The organism is Citreimonas salinaria, assembly GCF_900107235.1.
Taxonomy (GTDB): domain Bacteria; phylum Pseudomonadota; class Alphaproteobacteria; order Rhodobacterales; family Rhodobacteraceae; genus Citreimonas; species Citreimonas salinaria.
This window is the reverse complement of sequence record NZ_FNPF01000001.1, coordinates 472,197-491,776: the sequence shown is the minus strand read 5'-3', so window position 1 is coordinate 491,776 and position 19,580 is coordinate 472,197. Positions and strand designations below refer to the sequence as shown.

Here is a 19,580-nt window from a genome sequence, read left to right as displayed (position 1 = left end):
CGGGGCGGTGCGCAGCTGCGCGCCGCCCCTATCTTCCATCTTCAGACGCGAGCGGCCCGCCGATGACGCGCACGGTCTCACTCAGCTATGACTACGAGGCCAATCCCGACCGGCTGTGGCGGTTGGTGACCGACCTGGCAATGCTGGAGCCGTTGTCGAACGGGCTCGTGACCTTCCGTGGTCTGCCCGAGGGGCGCCTGACGCGTGGCCAATGCCTGAACATCGCGGTGTCGCCCTTCGGCCGTCTGCCCTGGCGGCCCTACGTGATCGAGGTGCTCGACCGCGACGATGTTACACGCAGTTTCCATACGCTGGAATACGGCGCGGGGATCGACCGATGGGAACACTGGCTGTCGGTGTCCGGCACCGACAAGGGCGCGCGCCTGACCGAGCGGATCGAGATATCCGCCGGGAAAATGGGCCTGCCGGTGTCGCTGTGGGCGGGCTACATGTATCGCACGCGCCACCGGGTCCGACGCCGCCTGTTGGGCGCTTCACACGCACAGGATGTTTCATGACCCCGGACGAGATCGCCCGCCTTCCCTACCGCCGCAATGTCGGCCTCATGCTGGTCAACGCGGACGGCCAGGTCTTCGTCGGGCAGCGGCTGGACAGCGACATTCCCGCCTGGCAGATGCCGCAAGGCGGGATCGACCCGGGCGAGATCCCCCGCACCGCCGCGCTGCGCGAGCTCGAGGAAGAGACCGGCATCCCCGCGAGCCTCGTCACGATCGAGGCCGAGACCACCGGCTGGATCACCTACGACCTGCCGCACGATCTGGTGCCGCGCATCTGGAAGGGCCGCTATCGCGGGCAAGAGCAGAAGTGGTTCCTGCTGCGCTTCCACGGCACCGACGCCCAGGTGAACATCGCGGTCGAGCATCCCGAGTTCTCCGAATGGCGCTGGCTGGAACCGGACGCGGTGGTCGAGCAGATCGTGCCGTTCAAGCGGCCGGTCTACGAGGCCGTTCTCGCCGAATTCGTCGACCGGCTGTAGCGTTTCGCCTCCGTCAACCGTAGGGCCGACGCCCCTGCGTCCGCGGCCTTTGCCCTTGGGCCCTTCGGTTGGGCTTCAGAGGTTGGGCTTCAGAGGTTGCGCAACTTCTGCAACAGCGCCGGATCGGCATAGCCGTCAGGCACCATGCCCCGGCTGCGCTGAAAGTTCCGGACCGCGTTCAGGGTCATCGGCCCGATGCGCCCGTCCACGCCGCGCGTATCAAATCCGACCGCGCTCAGCCGCTGCTGCAGTTCCATCCGCTCGTCGCGCGTCAGCGCGCGGTCACCCTCGGGCCAGTCGCCCTGGAACGGCGCACCGCCGGCCAGCCGGTCGGCCAGGTGACCGACGCCGATGACGTAGGCGTCGGCGGCGTTGTAGCGCTCGATCACCCTGAAGTTTTCGAAGACCAGGAAGGCGACGCCGCGGTGCCCGGCGGGCACCAGAACCGAGGCGCGGCCATAGTCGTTCACCGGCCGTCCCTCGACGCCCAGCACCCCTTGCCGCGCCCATTCGGACGGCATGCGCTTCTCGTCGCGCCCGGCCTGGGCGAAGTCGAACCCTTCGGGCAGGCGCACCTCGACCCCCCAGGGCTGGCCGGTCACCCAGCCGTTCTTGTCGAGGTAATGCGCGGTCGAGGCCAGCGAGTCGGCCGGGTCATCGCCCCAGATGTCGCGCCGCCCGTCGCCGGTCCAGTCCACCGCCAGCTGCCGGAACGAGGTCGGCATGAACTGCGTGTGGCCCATCGCGCCAGCCCAGGACCCGGTCATCCGGTCGGGTGTCGTGTGGCCCTCCTGGAGGATCTGCAACGCGGCGATCAACTGCTCCTCGAAGAAGGCGGCGCGGCGGCCATCATAGGCCAGCGTCGCCATCGACCCGATCACCGGGTCCGAGCCTCGGAATGCGCCATAGGCGCTTTCCAGCCCCCAGATCGCCGCGACGATCTCCTTCGGTACGCCGTAACGTGTCTCGATCGCGCGCAGCAGGGCGTCGTGCTCGCGCAGGGCCGCGCGGCCGTTGGCGATGCGCGTGTCGGAAACCGCGCTGCCGAGGTAATCCCACAGCGTCTTGGTGAATTCCGACTGGTTGCTGTCGCGGCGGATGACGTCCGGGTCGTAGCGCACGGCGGCGAAAGCCGCGCGCAGCGTGTCGTCGCCAATCCCCTGCGCCCGCGCGCGTGGCGTGAAATCCTCGATCCAGGCGCGCAGACCGGCGTCCGAGCCCGAGGGCTGGACCAGCGCGGCCCGCTCGACCTCGGGGGCAAGCACGGCGGCGCGAATCCGCGCCGTGGGGCGCAGAGAGGTGCCCGGCGCCATCGCTGCGAAGGACGCCCGCGATACGGTTTCTGCGCCCGCGCGCAGAACCGGACGTTCGGACCGCTCGAGAGGTCCGGCCCAGGCACCCCCGGCGACGAGTCCGCCGGCCAGCGCCGCAACGATGAAAGTCACGCCCATATCGGTATTCTCCGCTCTGCCCGATGTTTTCCCGGGTTTGTCCGCATTCTATCGACAAGACCGGATCGTGCGAAGTCACGTTTACCGTGAAGCGCTAAATCCCGCCGGCCGACTAGCGCTTTTCGCGGCGCTGGCGGCTGACCTTGCGCTTGACCTTGGCGTCCTTCTTGCCGGCCTTGGCGGCCTTGCGCCGCGGCGGCGCCGTGCCGGGCCTGCGTCCGCGCCCCTTCGGTCCCGAGACGCGACGCGCCCCGCCGCCATAGGCTTCGTCCTCGATCTCGAGCATCTCGAAGGCGATGCCGCCGGTCACCGGCGCTGCCTCGACGAGGCGCACGCGGGCGCGCATCCCGATGGCGATGACCCGGCCGGAATCGGCGCCCATCAACGTGCCGCTGTCGGCGTCGAAATGAAAGAACTCGCGCCCCAGCGTACCGATCGGCACCAGCCCGTCGGCCCCGGTCTCGTCCAGCTTCACGAAGACGCCGAAGCGCGCAATCCCCGCGATGCGGCCGGTGAACTCGGCGCCCACGCGATCCGACAGGTAGGCGGCCAGGTAGCGGTCGGTCGTGTCCCGTTCGGCCATCATCGAACGGCGCTCGGTGTCGCTGATGTGCTGCGCGGTCTCTTCCAGCCTCTCGATCTCGGCCGGGCTCAGCCCGTCATCGCCCCAGCCATGGGCGGTGATCAGCGCGCGATGCACCACGAGGTCCGAGTAGCGCCGGATGGGCGAGGTGAAATGCGCGTAATCCCGCAGCGCGAGCCCGAAATGCCCGAAGTTCTTCGGGCTGTAATAGGCCTGCGTCATCGACCGCAGGGTCGACATGTTGATCAGGTCGGCGTCGTCCGACCCCGCCGCCTGATCCAGCAGGCGGTTCAGGTGCTCGGTCTTCAGCACTTGGCCCTTGGCGAGGGAAAAGCCCGCCGCCTCGGCGGTGTCGCGCAGGGATTCCAGCTTGTCCGCGGGCGGCTCCTCGTGGACGCGGAACAGCAGCGGCACGTCCTTTTCGTTCAGCACCTGTGCGGCCGCGACATTGGCCAACACCATGAATTCCTCGATCAGCTTGTGCGCATCCAGCCGCTGGGCGAAGTCGACCGAGCTGACCTTCCCCTCGTCGTCCAGCGCGATCTTGCGCTCGGGCAGCTCCAGGTTCAGCGGCTGACGGCGTTCGCGCGCGGCCTTCAGCGCGGCGTAGGCGGCGTAAAGCGGGCGGATCACCGGGTCGAGCAGCGGGCCGGTCTCGTCGTCGGGCCGGCCGTCCATCGCCGCCTGCACACGCTCGTAGGTCAGCGAGGCGGGCGAGCGCATCAGCCCGCGGACGAACTTCTTGCGCCGCAATTCACCCTCGGCGTCGATGACCATGCGCGCGGCGATGCAAGCGCGCGGGACGCCCTCGTGCAGCGAGCACAGGTCGCCCGACAGCCGGTCGGGCAGCATGGGCACGACCCGGTCGGGGAAATAGCTGGAATTGCCGCGCCGCCGCGCCTCGGCGTCCAGTTTCGATCCCGGGCGCACGTAGTGCGCGACGTCCGCGATGGCCACCCACAGGACATGCCCGCCGGGGTTCTTCGGATCGTCGTCGGGTTCGGCAAAGACCGCGTCGTCGTGGTCGCGCGCATCTCTGGGGTCGATCGTCACCAGCGGCAGGTCGCGCAGATCCTCGCGGCCCGCCAGCCCGGCCGGCTTCATCCGGTCGGCCTCGGCCAGCACGTCCTCGGGGAAATCGTCGGGGATGCCGTGCTGGTGGATCGCGATCAGCGACACCGCCCGCGGCGCGGTCGGATCACCCAGCCGCAGCAGGATTCGCGCTCGCGGCAGGCCCATGCGGCCCCTCGGCCCAGCCTGCTCGGCCTCGACCAGCTCGCCCTCCTGCGCGCCGCCGGTGGCGTCGGCGGCGACCACCCACTCCTTGTTGCTGCCCTTCTCGATCGGTACGATGCGGCCGCCCTCGGCGCCCTTGCGGAATATGCCCACGACCTTGCTCGGGCTCGACCCGATCCGCCGGATCAGCCGTGCCTCGTAGTTGTGGTCTTCCTCGTGCACCACCTGCAGTTTCGCGAGGATCCGGTCGCCCTCGCCCAGCGCCGGATCGCTCTGGCGCGGCACGATCAACACGATCGGCTCGACCCCTTCTCCGTGCCATTCCAGCGGGCGCGCGAACAGGTCGCCGTCGGCGTTCGGCGCTTGCACTTCCAGCACGCTTACGGGCGGCAGGCGGTCGGGATCGCGATAGGTCTTCTTGCGCTTCTCGAGATGCCCCTCGTGCTCGAGCTCCTTGAGCACGCGCTTGAGGTCGATGCGCGCGGCGCCCTTGATGCCGAAGGCCTTGGCGATGTCGCGCTTCGAGGTCAGCGTGGGGTTCTCGGAGATCCAGTCGAGGATGTCCGTCTTCGTGGGAATGCGTGTCATACGCTGCACGTAGCATGCGTGCCCGACGTCGTCATGGGCAATTGCGGCCATCTAGCCGGGCGAAGATGCCGGTCCTATTGTTTCTTTATCCTGAAGCCATGCGGGCCCCTACGACGCACGAAGATCGCGCTTCATCATCCGGTGGTCGATGCCCGCGTCGTCGAAGACGGGGCCGTAGGCGACGAAGCCCAAGCGCTCGTAGAAGCCCAGCGCCGGCAGTTGCGCGCCCAGCGCCGCGATGTGCGTGTCCGGGCGTGCCCGGATCGCCTCGACTGCGGCCTTTACCAGCGCTGCCCCCAGGCCCGTTCCGCGATGGGGCCGCAGCACGCAGACGCGGCCGATCTTGCCCGTTTCGCCGTCGAACAGGATGCGCGCCGTGCCCGCCGGCACGCCGTCGACGCTGGCCAGCAGGTGCACCGCCTCGGCGTCGCGGCCGTCGATCTCCTCGGCGACGGACACGCCCTGCTCGTCGATGAAGACGGTACGGCGGAGCGCATGGCAGGCGTCGATGTCCGTCGTCTCGGCGATGGTGACGCTCATGCGAAATACTCTATCAGGATGCGCGAATAGATCGCCTTGAGCTGGCCGATCTGCGCAATCTCGACGCGCTCGTCGACGGCGTGCATCGTCTTGCCCACCAGCCCGAATTCGACCACCGGGCAGTGATCCTTGACGAAGCGCGCGTCCGACGTGCCGCCGCTGGTGGACAGCACGGGCGCAATGCCGGTCTCCGCCTCGACCGCGGCCGCCACGAGGTCCGACAGCGGTCCGGGCGGCGTCAGGAAGGCCTCGCCCGAGACCTTGACGCCGATCTCGGTCGTGGTGCCGAAGGTCGCGTCGACCGCCGCCGCTTCCTCGCGCAGCCACCGCGTCAGGCTCTCGCCGTCATGCCGATCGTTGAAGCGGATGTTCAGCGTTGCCCGCGCCTCGGCCGGGATGACGTTCGTAGCGCGGTTGCCGGTGTCGATGGTCACGAACGCCAGGGTCGACGGGTCGAAGTGGTCCGTGCCGTCGTCCAGCGCGTGCGAGGACAGCCGGTCCGCCAGCCGCGCCATTGCCGGCAGCGGGTTCAGCGCCCGGTGCGGATAGGCGGAATGGCCCTGTTTCCCCCGAACCGTGATCCAGGCGTTGAGCGAGCCGCGGCGGCCGATCTTGATCATCTCGCCCATCGTTTCGGGGCATGTCGGCTCGCCGACAAGGCAGACCGACAGGCGCTCGCCCGCCTCGCCCATCCAGTCGAGCAGCGCGGCAGTGCCGTCCACTGAATCGCCCTCTTCGTCGCCGGTGATCGCCAGCACCACGGCGCCTTCGGGCGGGGTTTCGGTGACGAAATCCACGGCGGCGGCGGCAAAGGCGGCGACGCCGGACTTCATGTCGGTGGCGCCGCGGCCGTACAGAAAACCGTCCTCCCGCTCGGCGCCGAACGGATCATGGGTCCAATCCTCGGCCCGGCCGATCGGAACGACGTCGGTGTGGCCGTTGAACCCGAAGGTGCGGGCATGGCCACGCGGTCCCCATCGGGCAAAAAGGTTCGACACGCCGCCGCGGTCGACGCGGGTGCAGTCGAATCCAGCATCCGTCAGCAGCGCCTGCAAAAGATCCAGCGCGCCGCCCTCGTCCGGCGTGACGGACGGGCAGCGCACGAGGCGCGCGGTCAGGTCCACGGGGTCGACGGGCATGGCGGCTCCTTCGCGTTTCGCCCTTGGCTAGCGTGGCGCGACGGGATTGGCAAATGCCGGATATCAGTCGTGGAAGGGGGTGACCTGCGCGACGATGACTGCGTTTTCTTCCAGCGCGCGCGCCATCAGGGCAGCTTCCTCGTCGTCGATCTCGTGGCCCTCGGCGCGACGCTCGGCCTCGGTGCCGTAGCCGGTCACGTCCAGCGGGGCCATGTCTGCCTGTTTGAGGATCGCAACGGTCTCGCGGACCGCTTCGGCCTCGTCCACGCCGGAGGCATAGCACATCAGCGCGGCGCCCTTGGCGCCGTCCGGCAGGCCGTCACCCTTGGTGCGCCCCACTTCGACCACCAGCGTGTAGACCTGGTGTGCCCTCGCCTCTTTCGTCTTCTGCGCAGACTTGTCGGTCATGGCCGGCCCCGCTTCTTTACGGGGCCAGCCTTACCGTGTCGCAGCATGTGGCGAAAGGGTCAGGTGCGGCCCTTGATCGCGCGCCAGGCGAATATCAGGATGCACGCGCCGATGACGCCGACGATCAACTGGCCGATCCAGCCGCCCAACGTCGAGCCCACGATAAGCACCAGCAGGAAGTTCGCGACGATCGCGCCCACGATGCCCAGCACGATGTTCGTCAGGAGGCCGTGATCGCCCCCCATGATCTTTTCCGCGATCCAGCCTGCAAGGCCGCCCACGATGATGGCTGCGAACCAACCAAGTCCTTCCATTTCGTCTCTCCCGTTGAACCGATGGCGTGGGCGCAACGTAACGAAACGGTGAGCGGTTCCCTAGTCGCGCAGCAACTCGTTGATGCCCGTCTTCGAGCGTGTCTTCTCGTCCACGCGCTTGACGATCACGGCGCAATACAAGTTCAGGTTGTTCTTCGTGGGCATCGAGCCGGACACCACCACCGAGTAGGGGGGCACCTCGCCCATGAAGACCTCGCCGGTCTCGCGGTCGACGATCTTGGTGGACTGGCCGATATAGACGCCCATCCCCAGGACCGAGCCTTCGCGCACGATGACGCCCTCGACCACCTCGGAGCGCGCGCCGATGAAGCAGTTGTCCTCGATGATCGTGGGACCGGCCTGCATTGGCTCGAGCACGCCGCCGATGCCGACGCCGCCCGACAGGTGGACACCCTTGCCGATCTGCGCGCAGCTGCCCACCGTAGCCCAGGTATCGACCATCGTGCCCTCGTCGACATAGGCGCCCAGGTTCACGAAGGACGGCATCAGCACCACGCCCGGCGCGATGTAGGCCGACTTGCGCACGACGCAGTTCGGGACGGCGCGGAAGCCGGCGGTCTTCCAGTCGTCGTCGCCCCAGCCCTTGAACTTGCTGTCGACCTTGTCCCACCAGCCGCCGCCCTGCGGGCCACCCGACTGGATTTCCATGTCCTTGATGCGAAAGCCCAGCAGCACGGCCTTCTTGGCCCACTGGTTGACCGTCCACTCTCCGCCCGCGCCACGTTCGGCCACGCGCAGCTTGCCGCTGTCCAGCGCCTCGAGCGTGGCCTCGATGGCCTCGCGCGTCTCGCCCTTGGTGGCGGGCGTGATCTCGGCGCGGTTTTCCCAGGCGGCCTCGATGGCGGTCTCAAGCTGTGCGTTCGACATGGTCCTGTCCCCTTGCGGATGGTTCCGAGGGGCTATAGCGCCGGATTGCCCCTGCGACAATGCACCGGCGGCGGCCCACCGGCTTCCCCTTTACCGGACGAGGCGCTAGGCGTGGGACACCGATACGAGGAGAAGACAATGGACGACGACCGCCACAGCGCGTTCCGGGATGCACGAGACGACCGCACGACCGCCGCCGGCGTGCCGGATACGCCCCAGACGCGGTCGCCGTCCTACAGGCTGGCCTTCGCCGACGACGAGTTTCTGTTCCGCAAGGAGCTGCGGCCGGTTCGGCTTCAACTCGAACTGTTGAAGTTCGAGATGCTGCTCGACCAGCACGAGATCGAGTCGACCATCGTGCTGTTCGGCGGCGCCCGCATTCCGGCGCCGGCGGACCGGCACACCGCCCGCACGCAGACCCTGGCCGAGCTGTCGCATTTCTACGACGAGGCCCGCGCCTTCGCGCGGCTAATGACCGAACGTTCGGTCGCGTCGGGCAATCGCGACTACGTCATCTGCACCGGCGGCGGCCCCGGCGTGATGGAGGCCGGCAACCGCGGCGCCGACGAGGCCGGCGGCGTGTCGATCGGCCTGAACATCGTGCTGCCGCACGAACAGGCGCCGAACCCCTACGTGACGCCGGACCTCGCGTTCAACTTCCACTACTTCGCGATCCGCAAGATGCATTTCCTGATGCGCGCGCGCGCGATCTGCGTCTTCCCCGGCGGCTTCGGCACGCTGGACGAGATGTTCGAGGCGCTGACCCTGATCCAGACCGGTCGGATGGACCGCGTGCCCTTCCTGCTGTTCGGCCGCGCCTTCTGGGAGAAGATCATCAATTGGGATGCGCTTGTCGATGCCGGCACGATCAGCCCCGAGGATCTGGAACTGTTCCGCTTCGTCGAAAGCGCCGACGAAGCCGCGAAGACCATCGACGAATGGAAGCCCGCGCCGAAGCGCGACGAGATCCCCGGGAGAGAGCAGCGCTAGAAGCCGACCAGATCGGCGTCGCGTTCAGAGGCTGGCTGCGCCCCCGTGCGCGGGCGCGGCCACACCCTCGACCCAGCGGCCGATGACCGCGCGCGCCGCGGCTTCGTCCCGGTCGTCGATCGCGTCGCGCAGGGCGCGCAGGGCGTTCGCCGTCTCGAACTCGGACAGGTAGCTCTCCTGTGCGCGCATGATCTTGGCGTGCGGCGTGGTCAGCATGTCCGGGGCGATCAGCAATTCCTCGTGCAGCTTCTCGCCTTGGCGCAGGCCGGTGATCCGGATCTCGATGTCGCCATCGGGGTTGTCCGCGTCGCGCACCGAGAACCCGGCCCCCTCGATCATCTGGCGCGCCAGCCTGCGGATGGGAACGGCGGCGCCCATGTCCAGCACGAAGACGTCGCCGCCGCGCGCGAAAGAGCCCGCCAGCAGCACCAGGCGCGCCGCCTCGGCGATGGTCATGAAGTAGCGCGTGACCTCGGCGTGGGTCAGCGTCACCGGGCCGCCGCGGGCGATCTGCTCCTCGAACAGCGGGACGACCGACCCGCTCGATCCCAGAACGTTGCCGAAGCGCACCATCGAGAACCGCGTGCGGCCCGAACGCGTCGCGAGGTCCTGCACCACCAGTTCGGCCAGCCGCTTGGATGCGCCCATGACGTTGGTGGGGCGCACCGCCTTGTCGGAGGAGATCAGGATGAAACGTTCGACTTCGGTCTCTCGCGCCGCCTCGGCCAGGACGCGTGTGCCTAGGACGTTGTTCTCGAGGCCCGCGATCGGGTTCGCCTCGACCAGCGGAAGGTGCTTGTAGGCGGCGGCGTGCAGGACGACGTCGATGCGGTGCCGCCGCATCACGTTCGTCATCGTCGGCCCGTCCAGGATCGAGCCGAGAACCGGCACGATCTCGGGCGCGGCGTCAAGTTCGGTTAGTTCCTTTTCGATCGTGTAGAGCGCCAGCTCGGATTGGTCGACCAGAACGAGGCAGTGCGGATTGCAGGCCAGGATCTGGCGGCAAAGCTCGGACCCGATCGAGCCGCCGGCCCCGGTCACCATGACGCGCCGGCCCGAATACGTGTCGCCGACAAGCGGCAGGTCGGATTCCAGACGGCTGCGCCCCAGCAGCGAATCGAGCGGCACCGGCGCCGCGCGCATCGGCACGCCGCTTTGCCCGACCATCTGCGCGAAGGACGGCAGCGCGTGCACCTCGGCCCCGACATTGCGCAGGCCATGTGCGATACGCGCGAGCGCAGGCGTGTTGATCGACGGCATCGCAAGGACGATACGGTCGATCGTCTTCTTGCGCACCAGATCCTCGACCGCCGAGGGCGCGTGAACCCGCAGCCCGCCGATCACGAGGCTTTGCAGCGTTGGATTGTCGTCGAGAAACGCCACGGGATAGATCTTCTCGTCATGGCGCAGCGCCGCGGCGAGTTGCCGTCCGGTCTGACCGGCACCGTAGATCAGCACCCGCATGCGCGGCTTGCCCCGGCGGTAGATCTCGTTCGTGACGTTGAGCAGCAGAAGTCGCCAACTGACGGTCAGGATCAGCAGGATCAGCCCGGCGATCACGTGCTGGCCGATCGCGAAGCCGGTGTTCAGGATTGCGTCGAGCCCGATGCCCGCAACCGTCACGAACAGCGCCAGCAGCGCGGCACGGGCGGCGCTGCGCATCTCGAAGGCGTTCAACTTGACCTGCGGCAGGCCGAGGGACCAGGACAGGACGACGGCGGCGCAGGCCGCGCACAGCGCCAACGGCATCGCCTGCGCCAGCGCGGCCGCCTCGCCACGCAACGAAGCGACCAGCACGACGGAAACCAGAACCGCTGCCGCGGCTACCAATGCGTCCATCGCGGCGAAGACGCACTGCTTCTGCCGGCGCGTCATCGCGGTCACCAGTCGGTAGATCATGCCCCTGCCCCCTCGACCCGTTTTCGGGCCTGCATATCCGCCCAGCTCTTCCCAAGGCCGTCGCGGTCGCTGTTCAACCTTAGGTTATCACGGCCTGAATAGACAAGCCTGCGCCCCTCCCCGGCACATCGCGGCGGGGCGCTTCGGCCGGTTCCCGCCCAGGGGATTCGCGCCGGCGGACGCTGCGGCCGGGCGCAGGGGCCTTTCGCATGCCATGGGGGTGCTATATGACGCGCGTCAACCTGTCCGGCCACAAGACTGCCGGGCGTGACCGAATGGAGGACCACATGGGTTACAGGATCGTCGTCGCCGGCGCCACGGGCAACGTGGGCCGCGAAATGCTCAACATCCTGCACGAACGCGAATTTCCGGTCGACGAGATCGCCGTCCTGGCCTCGCGCCGCTCGCTGGGGACCGAGGTGTCGTTCGGCGACCGCACGCTGAAGACGCAGGACCTTGCCACCTTCGACTTCACCGGCTGGGACATCGCGCTGTTCGCCATCGGCTCGGACGCGACGAAGGAATTCGCGCCCAAGGCGGCCAAGGCCGGCTGCGTCGTGATCGACAACAGCTCGCTCTATCGCTACGACCCGGACGTTCCGCTGGTCGTTCCGGAAGTGAACGCCGACGCCGTGATGGGCTATTCCAAGAAGAACATCATCGCCAACCCCAACTGCTCGACCGCGCAGATGGTGGTGGCGCTGAAGCCGCTGCACGACCGCGCCAGGATCAAGCGCGTGGTGGTCAGCACCTACCAGTCGGTGTCCGGCGCCGGCAAGGAAGGCATGGACGAGCTGTGGGACCAGACCAAGGCGGTCTACAACCCGGTCACCGAGGTGCCGCCGAAGAAGTTCCAGAAGCAGATCGCCTTCAACGTCATTCCGCATATCGACGTCTTCCTCGAAGACGGCTCGACCAAGGAAGAGTGGAAGATGGTCGCCGAGACCAAGAAGATCCTCGACAAGTCGATCAAGGTCACCGCGACCTGCGTGCGCGTCCCGGTCTTCGTCGGCCACGGCGAGTCGATCAACATCGAGACCGAGGAATTCCTCGACGAGGACGAGGCCCGCGACATCCTGCGCGAAAGCCCCGGCATCATGGTGGTCGACAAGCGCGAGGACGGCGGCTACGTCACGCCGATCGATTGCGTGGGCGATTATGCCACGTTCATCAGTCGGATCCGCCAGGACAGCACGATCGACAACGGCCTGAACTTCTGGTGCGTCAGCGACAACCTGCGCAAGGGCGCCGCCCTGAACGCGGTGCAGATCGCCGAAGTCTTCGGTCAGCGCGTCCTGAAGAAGGGCTGAGCGTCCAAATGATCCGTCGTCGGCTCCGGTCACCGGAGCCGACGTCTGGGCCGCGGTTCGATTTCGTCGACCGCTCATCCCGCCCACCGTCGCCGCCGGGAACCGACGGCTTTGCACGCAAAGCCGGGTCGAAGCGGGCGCATTCCTGGCGGGAATCTCAATCTCGAAATCATGCGCGGACGCCGGATCGGCACTTTTGCGGCTAGGAATCAATCGCTGACGCGCCAGCCTGCGCGCCTGCGGGGCCAAGCTCCTCTGCGGTTGATCCGCGGCATCCTGCTTCGGGTCCACGGGCCGACCGGAACCGGGCGGGCGTAGCGGGACAGGCAAGCAAAGCGTGGTTTGGGTCAGGGACATTGGGGCGTTCTAGCAACGATCCGTTAACCTTTCCTTTCGAGATCCGCGCTTCGGCGCGCTGCCGTCGAAGTTTCGCCCTAGTCGCTTGCAAGCCTGACGCCCTGTTCTGGGAGCGACGACGATGCACATACCCTCCGCCAACGATTTCAAGGAGCGCTCGATACTTCCGGCGCCGCTGGATTCCGAAACCCTGATGCTGCTGCGCGCCTTTCTGCGCCCCATCGTGGACGCCGCCGAGTCCTGGAACGACTTGGCGTGCCGGCTGGCGGAACGTGGTTACGGCCTGGGGTTTCGCGAAGGTCGACTGGTCGTCCTGAACGAGAGCGGGCTGCCGATCTGCACCGGGCGCTGCCTGGGCATGCCGCTGCGGCTTCTCGCACGGCGGCTGGGACGCGCGTCGATCAGCGCCGGTCGCGACGGCCGCTCGGGCGTGCTTCGGCAGGACGGAAACCGCTAGACCGGCTTGAACTGTTCGTCAGCGGCGTCCCAGTATTCCAGGCCGCCCTCGCCGATGTCGGTCCAGAGACCATGCAGCGTCAGCCCCCCCTCGTCGACCGCTTGCCGCACGAAGGGGAAGGTCATCATGTTGCGCAGGGACACAAGGACCGTTTCCTTTTCCAGGGCGCCGGCCTTGTCGCCCTCGGTCTCTCGGACGCGTTCGTAGCCCGGGCGCAGGATATCCATCCAGCGCCCCACGAAGGACGTCTCCTTCTCGAGCTCGGGCGCACGGCCTTCGCACATGTCGATGCAGCCCTGCACGCCGCCGCATTGCGAATGGCCCAGCACGATCACGTGCGCGACCGCCAGCGCCGTGACCGCGTATTCCAGCGCCGCCGAGGTGCCGTGCTGCGCGCCGTCCTGCTCGAAGGGCGGGACCAGATTGGCGATGTTGCGGTGAATGAAGAACTCGCCCTGATCCGCGCCGAAGATCGACGTCACGTGAACCCGCGAATCGCAGCATGAGATCACCATCGCGCGGGGGCGCTGGCCCTCGGCCGCCAGACGCTTGTACCAGGCGCGGTTCTCTTGGTAGCCGGTGGCCTTCCAGCCATGATAGCGCTGGACGAGATAGGCGGGCAGCGGGCGCACGCGGTGCATGTCGCGTCTCCGGTTCGGGATGTCGCCGATCCGAATACGCTGAATTCAGTGGAAATTCGAGCGAAATCACCCCGCCGGATCAACCTTTCGGGAACCCTGCTCTGGCACACCGTGTGCAGCCGTGGGGGTGCGACCGTGAAGGGGAAGTTGTGAGTGTAATCTTTCTTGCTCCGAAGGAACTGCCGCGCGTCGATGCGGAACCGCTCGAAGTGTTGCGCAGCGACCTGGGTCCCTACGGGGCCGAGGACATCGTCTGCCGCGCGATGGAAGATATCAGCCAGCGCCTGTTTCACATCCAGCGCCTGTCGATAGACGGCCCGCGCGAAGACCTTCAAAAGGCGCTGCGCGCGCTGTGCCCGGTCGCCGAGCAAATCGGCCTGAAGGGCATGGCGCAGGTGTCTCGCGACGTCATCCTGTGCATCGAGGATGCCGACACGGTGGCCGAGGCGGCGACGCTGAACCGCTTGTCCCGCATCGCCGAGCAGTCGCTATGCCGGTTGTGGAATTCGCCCGAACTTTCGGTCTGATACCTTGCGAAGAAGGGCGAAGGCCCTACGATGCCGGCGGAAATCCAAGCACAGGTTCTTTTCGCCGATGTCACTGTCCTTCGCCCCCGCCACGTCCGAGGCTTGGCCGCTTCACGTCCTGTCTCCGGACAAGGTCGACGCTTGGCTGGCGCAGGCCGACGACACCACCCGCCGCTGGGTTCAGGCGTCGGGCTTCGATGGCGCGATTGGCGCCGCACTGATGATACCCGGACCCGAGGGCGCACCCTGCGCGGCTCTGGTCGGCCACGGCACGCCGGGCGAGCGCGCGCGCCTGCGCTTTCCTTTGGCAGCGGCGGTGCCACGCTTGGCACCGGGCATCTACCGCATCGCCGGCGGCGGCATCGACCATGCGGCACTGGCCAACGAGTGCCTGGGCTGGCTTCTGTCGTGCTACACGTTCACCCGCTACCGCCGCGGGGCAACCGACGCCCCCGGCGCGGAACTCGTCGCACCGGACGGGATCGACTCGGCCCGGATCGAGATCCTCGCCGAGGCCGAGGCGATGACCCGCGACCTGATCAACATCCCACCTGCGGACATGGGACCCGCGGCGCTGGAGAACGCGGCGCGGGCGGTACAGGAAACCTTCGACGCGTCGATTTCTGTGATTGCCGGCGACGCATTGATCGAGCAAAACTTCCCGATGATCCACGCGGTGGGCCGCGCCGGGCCGCAGGCGCCGCGGCTGATCGACATGCGCTGGGGCGAGACCGGCCCGCTGGTCACGCTGGTGGGCAAGGGTGTGTGCTTCGACACCGGCGGGCTGAACCTGAAGCCCGGCAGTTCGATGGGTCTGATGAAGAAGGACATGGGCGGCGCGGCAAACGTGCTGGGCTTGGCACAGGCAATCATGGCGCTTGAACTGCCGGTGCGCCTGCGCGTGCTGATCCCGGCGGTCGAGAACTCGGTGTCGTCAAACAGTTTCCGGCCTCAGGACATCCTGACCTCGCGCAAGGGCATGACGGTCGAGGTCAACAACACCGATGCCGAAGGACGGCTTGTCCTGGCCGACGCCTTGGCGCTGGCCTGCGAGGAGAAGCCCGACCTGCTGATTTCGATGGCCACGCTGACCGGCGCCGCGCGGGTCGCCGTCGGCCCCGACATCGCGCCGTTCTTCACGGACGACGACCCGCTGGCCGCCGCACTGGAACAGGCTGCCCGCGCCGCGGCCGATCCGGTCTGGCGCCTGCCGTTCCACACTCCCTACGAGGCGATGATCGAGCCGGGCATCGCGGATCTGGACAACGCCCCCTCGGGAGGCATGGCGGGGGCAATCACCGCCGCGCTCTTCCTGCGCCGCTTCGTCGAACCGGGAACGCGGTATGCGCATCTCGACATCTATGGCTGGCAGCCCGTCGCCGCGCCGGGTCGCTCGAAGGGCGGGCTGGGCCAAGGCTCGCGCGCCATCCTCGGCGCGCTCGAATCGGTGCTGGAACTATGAGCGACCGGCGCCTGACTCCTGCCAATGAACGGGTCGCCGCCGCATCCCTGCGCGGGCGGGTCGATGCGCCGCGCTACGTCGAGGGAAGCGCCGCCGGCGTTACTGCGCCGGTTGTTGATCTGTGCGCCGCGCCCGGCGGGCCGCGCGACCGTCAGCTGCTCGCCGGCGCCGCAGTGACTGTGTTCGAGCGCGAGGCGGACTGGGCTTTCGTGCAGTCGGAGGATGACGGGTATGTCGGCTACGTGAAGGCGACGTCGCTGGGAACCACCTGCGCCCCGACGCATCGGGTGACCGCCCGCGCGACGCATGTCTATCCGCGCGCTGATATCAAGTCGCCCGAGGGGGTCGCACTGCCCATGGGCGCGCGCGTGGCAGTCTTGACCAGGCACGGCCGGTTCGCGGAAACCGCCCACGGATTCGTACCGGCCGCTCACCTCTCGCCGCTGGACGAACGCGCCGCCGACCCCGTTGAGGTGGCCGAACGTCTTGTGGGCACGCCCTATCTTTGGGGCGGCAACTCCGCCTTCGGCATCGATTGCTCGGGCCTGGTGCAGCTTGCGCTGGCGCTGTGCGGCAGGTCGTGCCCCGGCGACAGCGATCTTCAGGAACGTGCGCTGGGGGAAACCCAGCCGCCGGGCACGCCCGCCCGCCGCGGGGATCTGCTGTTCTGGAAGGGCCACGTGGCGTGGGTGGCTGACCCGGACACGATCCTGCACGCCAACGTGCATCACATGGCCGTAGCATATGAAGCGCGGGAAGGCGCGATCGCCCGGATCGAGGCTCAGGGCGACGGCGCCGTCACCCGCCATGCGCGGCTGGCCTGACGCACCGACCGGACGGTGCCGCGCTACTACTCGACCGCGCGGATCAGCTTGCGTTCCAGCACGCGCAGTACGGTCTTCAGGTCATGCCCGCGCTTGATCACCTGTCCGTCCATCCCGATCACCGCGTACTCGCCCTGCCGCGCGCGCAGCTTCGGCCGCTTCTCGATCCGGTAGAGAGCGTGTTCGGCGGTGCGCCGGAAGACCGAGAACACCGCCGCGTCCCGCAAGCTGGAGATGCCGTAATCGCGCCATTCGCCGGCGGCCACCATGCGGCCGTAGAGCGACAGGATCACCGAAAGTTCGGTCCGGTGGAACGAGACGACCGATTGCCCCGACGGACCCGAAGGAAACGCTGAAAAGCTGTTCATCATTCCAAGGTTGCCCTGCACGACGTTAAAATCAAGTGTCTTGCCCGCAGCACCGGCCAGCACGCGGCGCATAAAGGTGATGCGATGGACGTCATCAAGCGGACGCGGAGGCCCGCAGAGGCCCCAGCGCGGCGTCCATCCCACTGCTCGGGCGTTCGCCTCTATGGATGCTGCCGATGGCCTCAGGACAGAGGAGCACAAATCGCCCGAACCGCAGCGCCTGCGTGGGGCACGTTCCGACCGCCGACGGCCTGCGCGATCAGCCAAGCGTGGCGGGATGTCCGCCGAGCACCAGCACTCGGTCGGCGAGCCGCTCGGCCTCGGCATGGGCATGGGTCACGAACAGCGTCGCCGGCTTGGTCTCGGCAATCAGCGTCTCGGTCAGCGCGATCATCTGTTCCGCCATCTCGGGGTCGAGCGAGACGAAGGGCTCGTCCATGATCAGAAGGTCGGGCTTTCCTGCGAAGGCGCGCGCCAGCGACAGGCGTCGCTGCTGGCCCAGCGACAACTGTCCAGGAAAGAAGCCGTCCTTGCCGCTCAGACCCACGCGGTCGAGTGCCGCGAGCGCGTCATCGCGCGCAAGGCCGGGGTGGGTCAGCAAAAGGTTGTCGATCGTGCTGCGCCACGGCAGCAGCGTGGGTTCCTGGAACACGATGGCCATCGCCTCGGGGCGATCCACGTGCCCCTCGAACCGCGTGTCGATGCCGGTGACGATGCGCAGCACGGTCGACTTGCCGATTCCCGAAGGGCCGACAAGCGCGACTCTCTCTCCGGGTGCGATGTCGAAGCGCACGCGGCCGAGCACCGGCACCCCGCCGAAGGATTTCGAGCGGATGTCGACACTGGTCACGCCGTTCTCCAGCGCCTCACGCGGCGTTCCCACGGTTGCAGCAACAGCCATTCGACCGCCAGCATCACCACGATGAAGGACAGCGAGTAGACAAGCACCATCCTCACGTCGAACAGCTGGAAGTAAAGGTGGATCTGGAAGCCGATGCCCGAGGACCGGCCCAGGAACTCGACCACCAGCACGATCTTCCAGATGACCGCAACCCCTGCCCGCGCGGCCCCGGCGATATAGGGCGCAAGCTGCGGCAGCGTGACATGCCGCAGACGCGCCATCCACGACATGCGGTAGACCTGCGCCATCGCGTCGAGATCGGGCGACAGCGCCCGCGCGCCCTCGCGGATGAAGGTCGCGACGTTGGGGATCTTGTTCAGCGTCACGGCGACGATCGCGGCGGTCTCGTTCAGGCCGATCCAGAGATAGCAGAGCACGATCAGCACCAGCGCCGGCAGGTTGAGGAAGATCACCAGCCAGGGGTCGAGCCAGCGGTTGAGCCGCTCCGACCGTCCCATCGCCAGCCCGAGCGCCACGCCGAAGGCCATCGCTAGGCAGAAGGCCCAGATCACCCGCAGCAACGTCGCGCCAAGATGATAAGGCAGCTTCCCGTTCGCGATCTCGCGCTGGAACGGCTCCAGCAGTGCCCAGGGCTGCGGCAGGATCTGTGGAAAGGCGCTCAGCGTCGCCGCGACGACCCACAGCGCGAAAAGTCCGAGGATCGACAGGGCGGAGGTCACCGCGGGTTTGTCGATCATCGGGCCCAAGGCTTATCCCACGTCGGCGAACAGACCGGCGGGAATCTCGGTCGCCTCGCCGACCAGTTCGGCGCCGCCGAGCTCGTTCATCAGCTCCAGCATCCGGTTCGCGCCCTCGATGTCGACCGGTCCGCGCGCCGGAATGCCGGCGATCCAGTCGCTCTTGAGCTGCTCGAACTCGGCATCGGTGCCGGCGTTCATGTTCGGACGGACAGCTTCCCACGCCTCGTCACTGGACGACAGCAGGTCCTTGGCGTCGCGGCTGGCGTCGTAGAAGGCCTGCGCAAGGCCGGGATGCTCGTCGAGGAAGCTCTGCTTGAGGTAGTAGCCCAGAAGCGGCGTGTCGGTGTCGAGGCCAAGCGCCCTGCCCGCCTCGTCGACCGAGATCAGCTCGCGCATGCCGCCGGCCTTCATCTTGGCGAGGAAGTGCCAGAAGTTGATGGCGCCGTCCATTTCGCCCGAAAGCCCGGCCTTGAAGATCAGCGGGGGCGCGCCGAACACCTGTTCGGTCTCGGCGGCCAGGTCCATGCCGTGTTCCTGCTGCGCGTAGGCCCGCAGGATCAGCCACGACTTGTCCAACGGCCCGCCAGCGATGCCGATCTTGCCGCCGGCGAGGTCGACGAGGCTCTGCGCCTCGCTGTCGCCGGGTACCAGCAAGCCGCCAACGGCCTTGGAATATGGGAGGGACACGTAGTCCTTGCCGGCGGCGTTCTGCCGGGCGACCCAGATCCAGTCGGCGACGGCCATGTCGGCCTCGCCGCCTTCGACGGCGACGCGGGTCGCGCCGTTGTCGGCGTATTGTTGGATCTCGAGGTTGAAGCCGTGCTTCTCGTCAAGGCTTGCTCGACGATGGTGTTCATCTCCCAGTTGACGGTGCCGATCGCCAGCGTGGCGGCGCGGATCGTCGGCAGCTCCTGCGCCGGAACGGCGGTCGCGAACGCGACGCTAGCATGCGAAGTAGTTTCATTGTCTTCCTACCTTTGCGCGGCCAAAGGGCCGCCT

20 protein-coding genes and 1 pseudogene are annotated in these 19,580 nt (G+C 67.7%); 8 read left to right on the top strand and 13 right to left on the bottom strand.

Annotated elements, in window-relative coordinates:
- Positions 1-62 precede the first annotated feature (62 nt).
- A complete protein-coding gene (locus tag BLW27_RS02365; protein ID WP_089878583.1) occupies positions 63-518 on the top strand; it encodes an SRPBCC family protein in 456 nt (151 codons plus the stop codon).
- Complete coding sequence (locus BLW27_RS02360; RefSeq protein WP_089878579.1) at positions 515-997, top strand: RNA pyrophosphohydrolase; 483 nt, start codon at positions 515-517, stop codon at positions 995-997. The genes BLW27_RS02365 and BLW27_RS02360 overlap by 4 nt, the downstream gene beginning before the upstream one ends.
- 89 nt (positions 998-1,086) lie before the next feature.
- Here BLW27_RS02360 and BLW27_RS02355 read toward each other — a convergent pair whose 3' ends face one another.
- The 7 genes from BLW27_RS02355 to dapD all read right to left on the bottom strand — a co-directional run bounded on the left by BLW27_RS02355 (position 1,087) and on the right by dapD (position 8,144).
- The gene (locus BLW27_RS02355; protein WP_089878577.1) at positions 1,087-2,448 is read right to left on the bottom strand and encodes a lytic murein transglycosylase; all 1,362 of its coding nucleotides are present in this window, start codon (positions 2,446-2,448) and stop codon (positions 1,087-1,089) included.
- A gap of 112 nt (positions 2,449-2,560) precedes the next feature.
- Positions 2,561-4,855 carry a ribonuclease R gene (rnr, locus tag BLW27_RS02350; RefSeq protein WP_089878573.1) on the bottom strand — a complete coding sequence of 765 codons (2,295 nt, stop codon included), beginning with the start codon at positions 4,853-4,855 and terminating at the stop codon, positions 2,561-2,563.
- 108 nt (positions 4,856-4,963) lie between these two features.
- Positions 4,964-5,395: a GNAT family N-acetyltransferase gene (locus BLW27_RS02345; RefSeq protein ID WP_089878570.1), complete on the bottom strand. Its 432-nt coding sequence runs from the start codon at positions 5,393-5,395 to the stop codon at positions 4,964-4,966.
- Entirely contained in the window at positions 5,392-6,534 is a 1,143-nt protein-coding gene (gene dapE / locus BLW27_RS02340) for a succinyl-diaminopimelate desuccinylase (RefSeq protein ID WP_089878565.1), read from the bottom strand. The genes BLW27_RS02345 and dapE overlap by 4 nt, the downstream gene beginning before the upstream one ends.
- A gap of 63 nt (positions 6,535-6,597) precedes the next feature.
- Entirely contained in the window at positions 6,598-6,942 is a 345-nt protein-coding gene (locus tag BLW27_RS02335) for a hypothetical protein (protein WP_089878562.1), read from the bottom strand.
- Positions 6,943-7,001: 59 nt separating this feature from the next.
- Entirely contained in the window at positions 7,002-7,256 is a 255-nt protein-coding gene (locus BLW27_RS02330; protein WP_089878559.1) for a GlsB/YeaQ/YmgE family stress response membrane protein, read from the bottom strand.
- Positions 7,257-7,316: 60 nt separating this feature from the next.
- Positions 7,317-8,144: a 2,3,4,5-tetrahydropyridine-2,6-dicarboxylate N-succinyltransferase gene (dapD, locus tag BLW27_RS02325; protein ID WP_089878556.1), complete on the bottom strand. Its 828-nt coding sequence runs from the start codon at positions 8,142-8,144 to the stop codon at positions 7,317-7,319.
- Between the two features lie 138 nt (positions 8,145-8,282).
- Here dapD and BLW27_RS02320 point away from each other — a divergent pair, with 138 nt between their 5' ends.
- Positions 8,283-9,134, top strand: a complete 852-nt coding sequence (locus BLW27_RS02320; protein ID WP_089878552.1) for an LOG family protein — start codon at positions 8,283-8,285, stop codon at positions 9,132-9,134.
- Between the two features lie 24 nt (positions 9,135-9,158).
- Here BLW27_RS02320 and BLW27_RS02315 read toward each other — a convergent pair whose 3' ends face one another.
- Positions 9,159-11,033, bottom strand: coding sequence for a polysaccharide biosynthesis protein (locus tag BLW27_RS02315; RefSeq protein WP_089878549.1), 1,875 nt, complete (start codon positions 11,031-11,033; stop codon positions 9,159-9,161).
- A gap of 287 nt (positions 11,034-11,320) precedes the next feature.
- On the opposite strand from BLW27_RS02315, the gene BLW27_RS02310 reads away from it, so the two are divergent.
- Complete coding sequence (locus tag BLW27_RS02310; protein ID WP_089878745.1) at positions 11,321-12,343, top strand: aspartate-semialdehyde dehydrogenase; 1,023 nt, start codon at positions 11,321-11,323, stop codon at positions 12,341-12,343.
- A 478-nt stretch (positions 12,344-12,821) separates the two neighbouring features.
- Positions 12,822-13,157: a hypothetical protein gene (locus BLW27_RS02305; protein ID WP_089878547.1), complete on the top strand. Its 336-nt coding sequence runs from the start codon at positions 12,822-12,824 to the stop codon at positions 13,155-13,157.
- On the opposite strand, the gene BLW27_RS02300 is transcribed toward BLW27_RS02305, so the two are convergent.
- A complete protein-coding gene (locus BLW27_RS02300) occupies positions 13,154-13,798 on the bottom strand; it encodes a carbonic anhydrase (protein WP_089878544.1) in 645 nt (214 codons plus the stop codon). The two genes, BLW27_RS02305 and BLW27_RS02300, sit on opposite strands and share 4 nt — an antisense overlap.
- Before the next feature lie 149 nt (positions 13,799-13,947).
- Here BLW27_RS02300 and BLW27_RS02295 point away from each other — a divergent pair, with 149 nt between their 5' ends.
- From BLW27_RS02295 to BLW27_RS02285, 3 genes are all read left to right on the top strand, one after another.
- Positions 13,948-14,325, top strand: a complete 378-nt coding sequence (locus BLW27_RS02295) for a hypothetical protein (protein ID WP_089878540.1) — start codon at positions 13,948-13,950, stop codon at positions 14,323-14,325.
- Positions 14,326-14,392: 67 nt separating this feature from the next.
- Positions 14,393-15,787, top strand: coding sequence for a leucyl aminopeptidase family protein (locus tag BLW27_RS02290; protein ID WP_089878539.1), 1,395 nt, complete (start codon positions 14,393-14,395; stop codon positions 15,785-15,787).
- Positions 15,784-16,611, top strand: coding sequence for a C40 family peptidase (locus BLW27_RS02285; RefSeq protein WP_089878537.1), 828 nt, complete (start codon positions 15,784-15,786; stop codon positions 16,609-16,611). The genes BLW27_RS02290 and BLW27_RS02285 overlap by 4 nt, the downstream gene beginning before the upstream one ends.
- Positions 16,612-16,637: 26 nt before the next feature.
- Here the strand turns inward: BLW27_RS02285 and BLW27_RS02280 are convergent, their stop codons facing one another.
- The 4 genes and pseudogenes from BLW27_RS02280 to BLW27_RS02265 form a co-directional block, all read right to left on the bottom strand.
- Positions 16,638-16,979, bottom strand: a complete 342-nt coding sequence (locus BLW27_RS02280) for a DUF2794 domain-containing protein (protein ID WP_089878741.1) — start codon at positions 16,977-16,979, stop codon at positions 16,638-16,640.
- 259 nt (positions 16,980-17,238) lie between these two features.
- Positions 17,239-17,829, bottom strand: a complete 591-nt coding sequence (locus BLW27_RS02275; protein ID WP_177177797.1) for an ABC transporter ATP-binding protein — start codon at positions 17,827-17,829, stop codon at positions 17,239-17,241.
- Entirely contained in the window at positions 17,826-18,578 is a 753-nt protein-coding gene (locus tag BLW27_RS02270) for an ABC transporter permease (protein ID WP_089878533.1), read from the bottom strand. Before BLW27_RS02270 ends, BLW27_RS02275 begins: the two co-directional genes overlap by 4 nt.
- A gap of 12 nt (positions 18,579-18,590) precedes the next feature.
- A pseudogene (locus tag BLW27_RS02265) lies at positions 18,591-19,489 on the bottom strand (ABC transporter substrate-binding protein).
- Between the last annotated feature and the right edge of the window lie 91 nt (positions 19,490-19,580).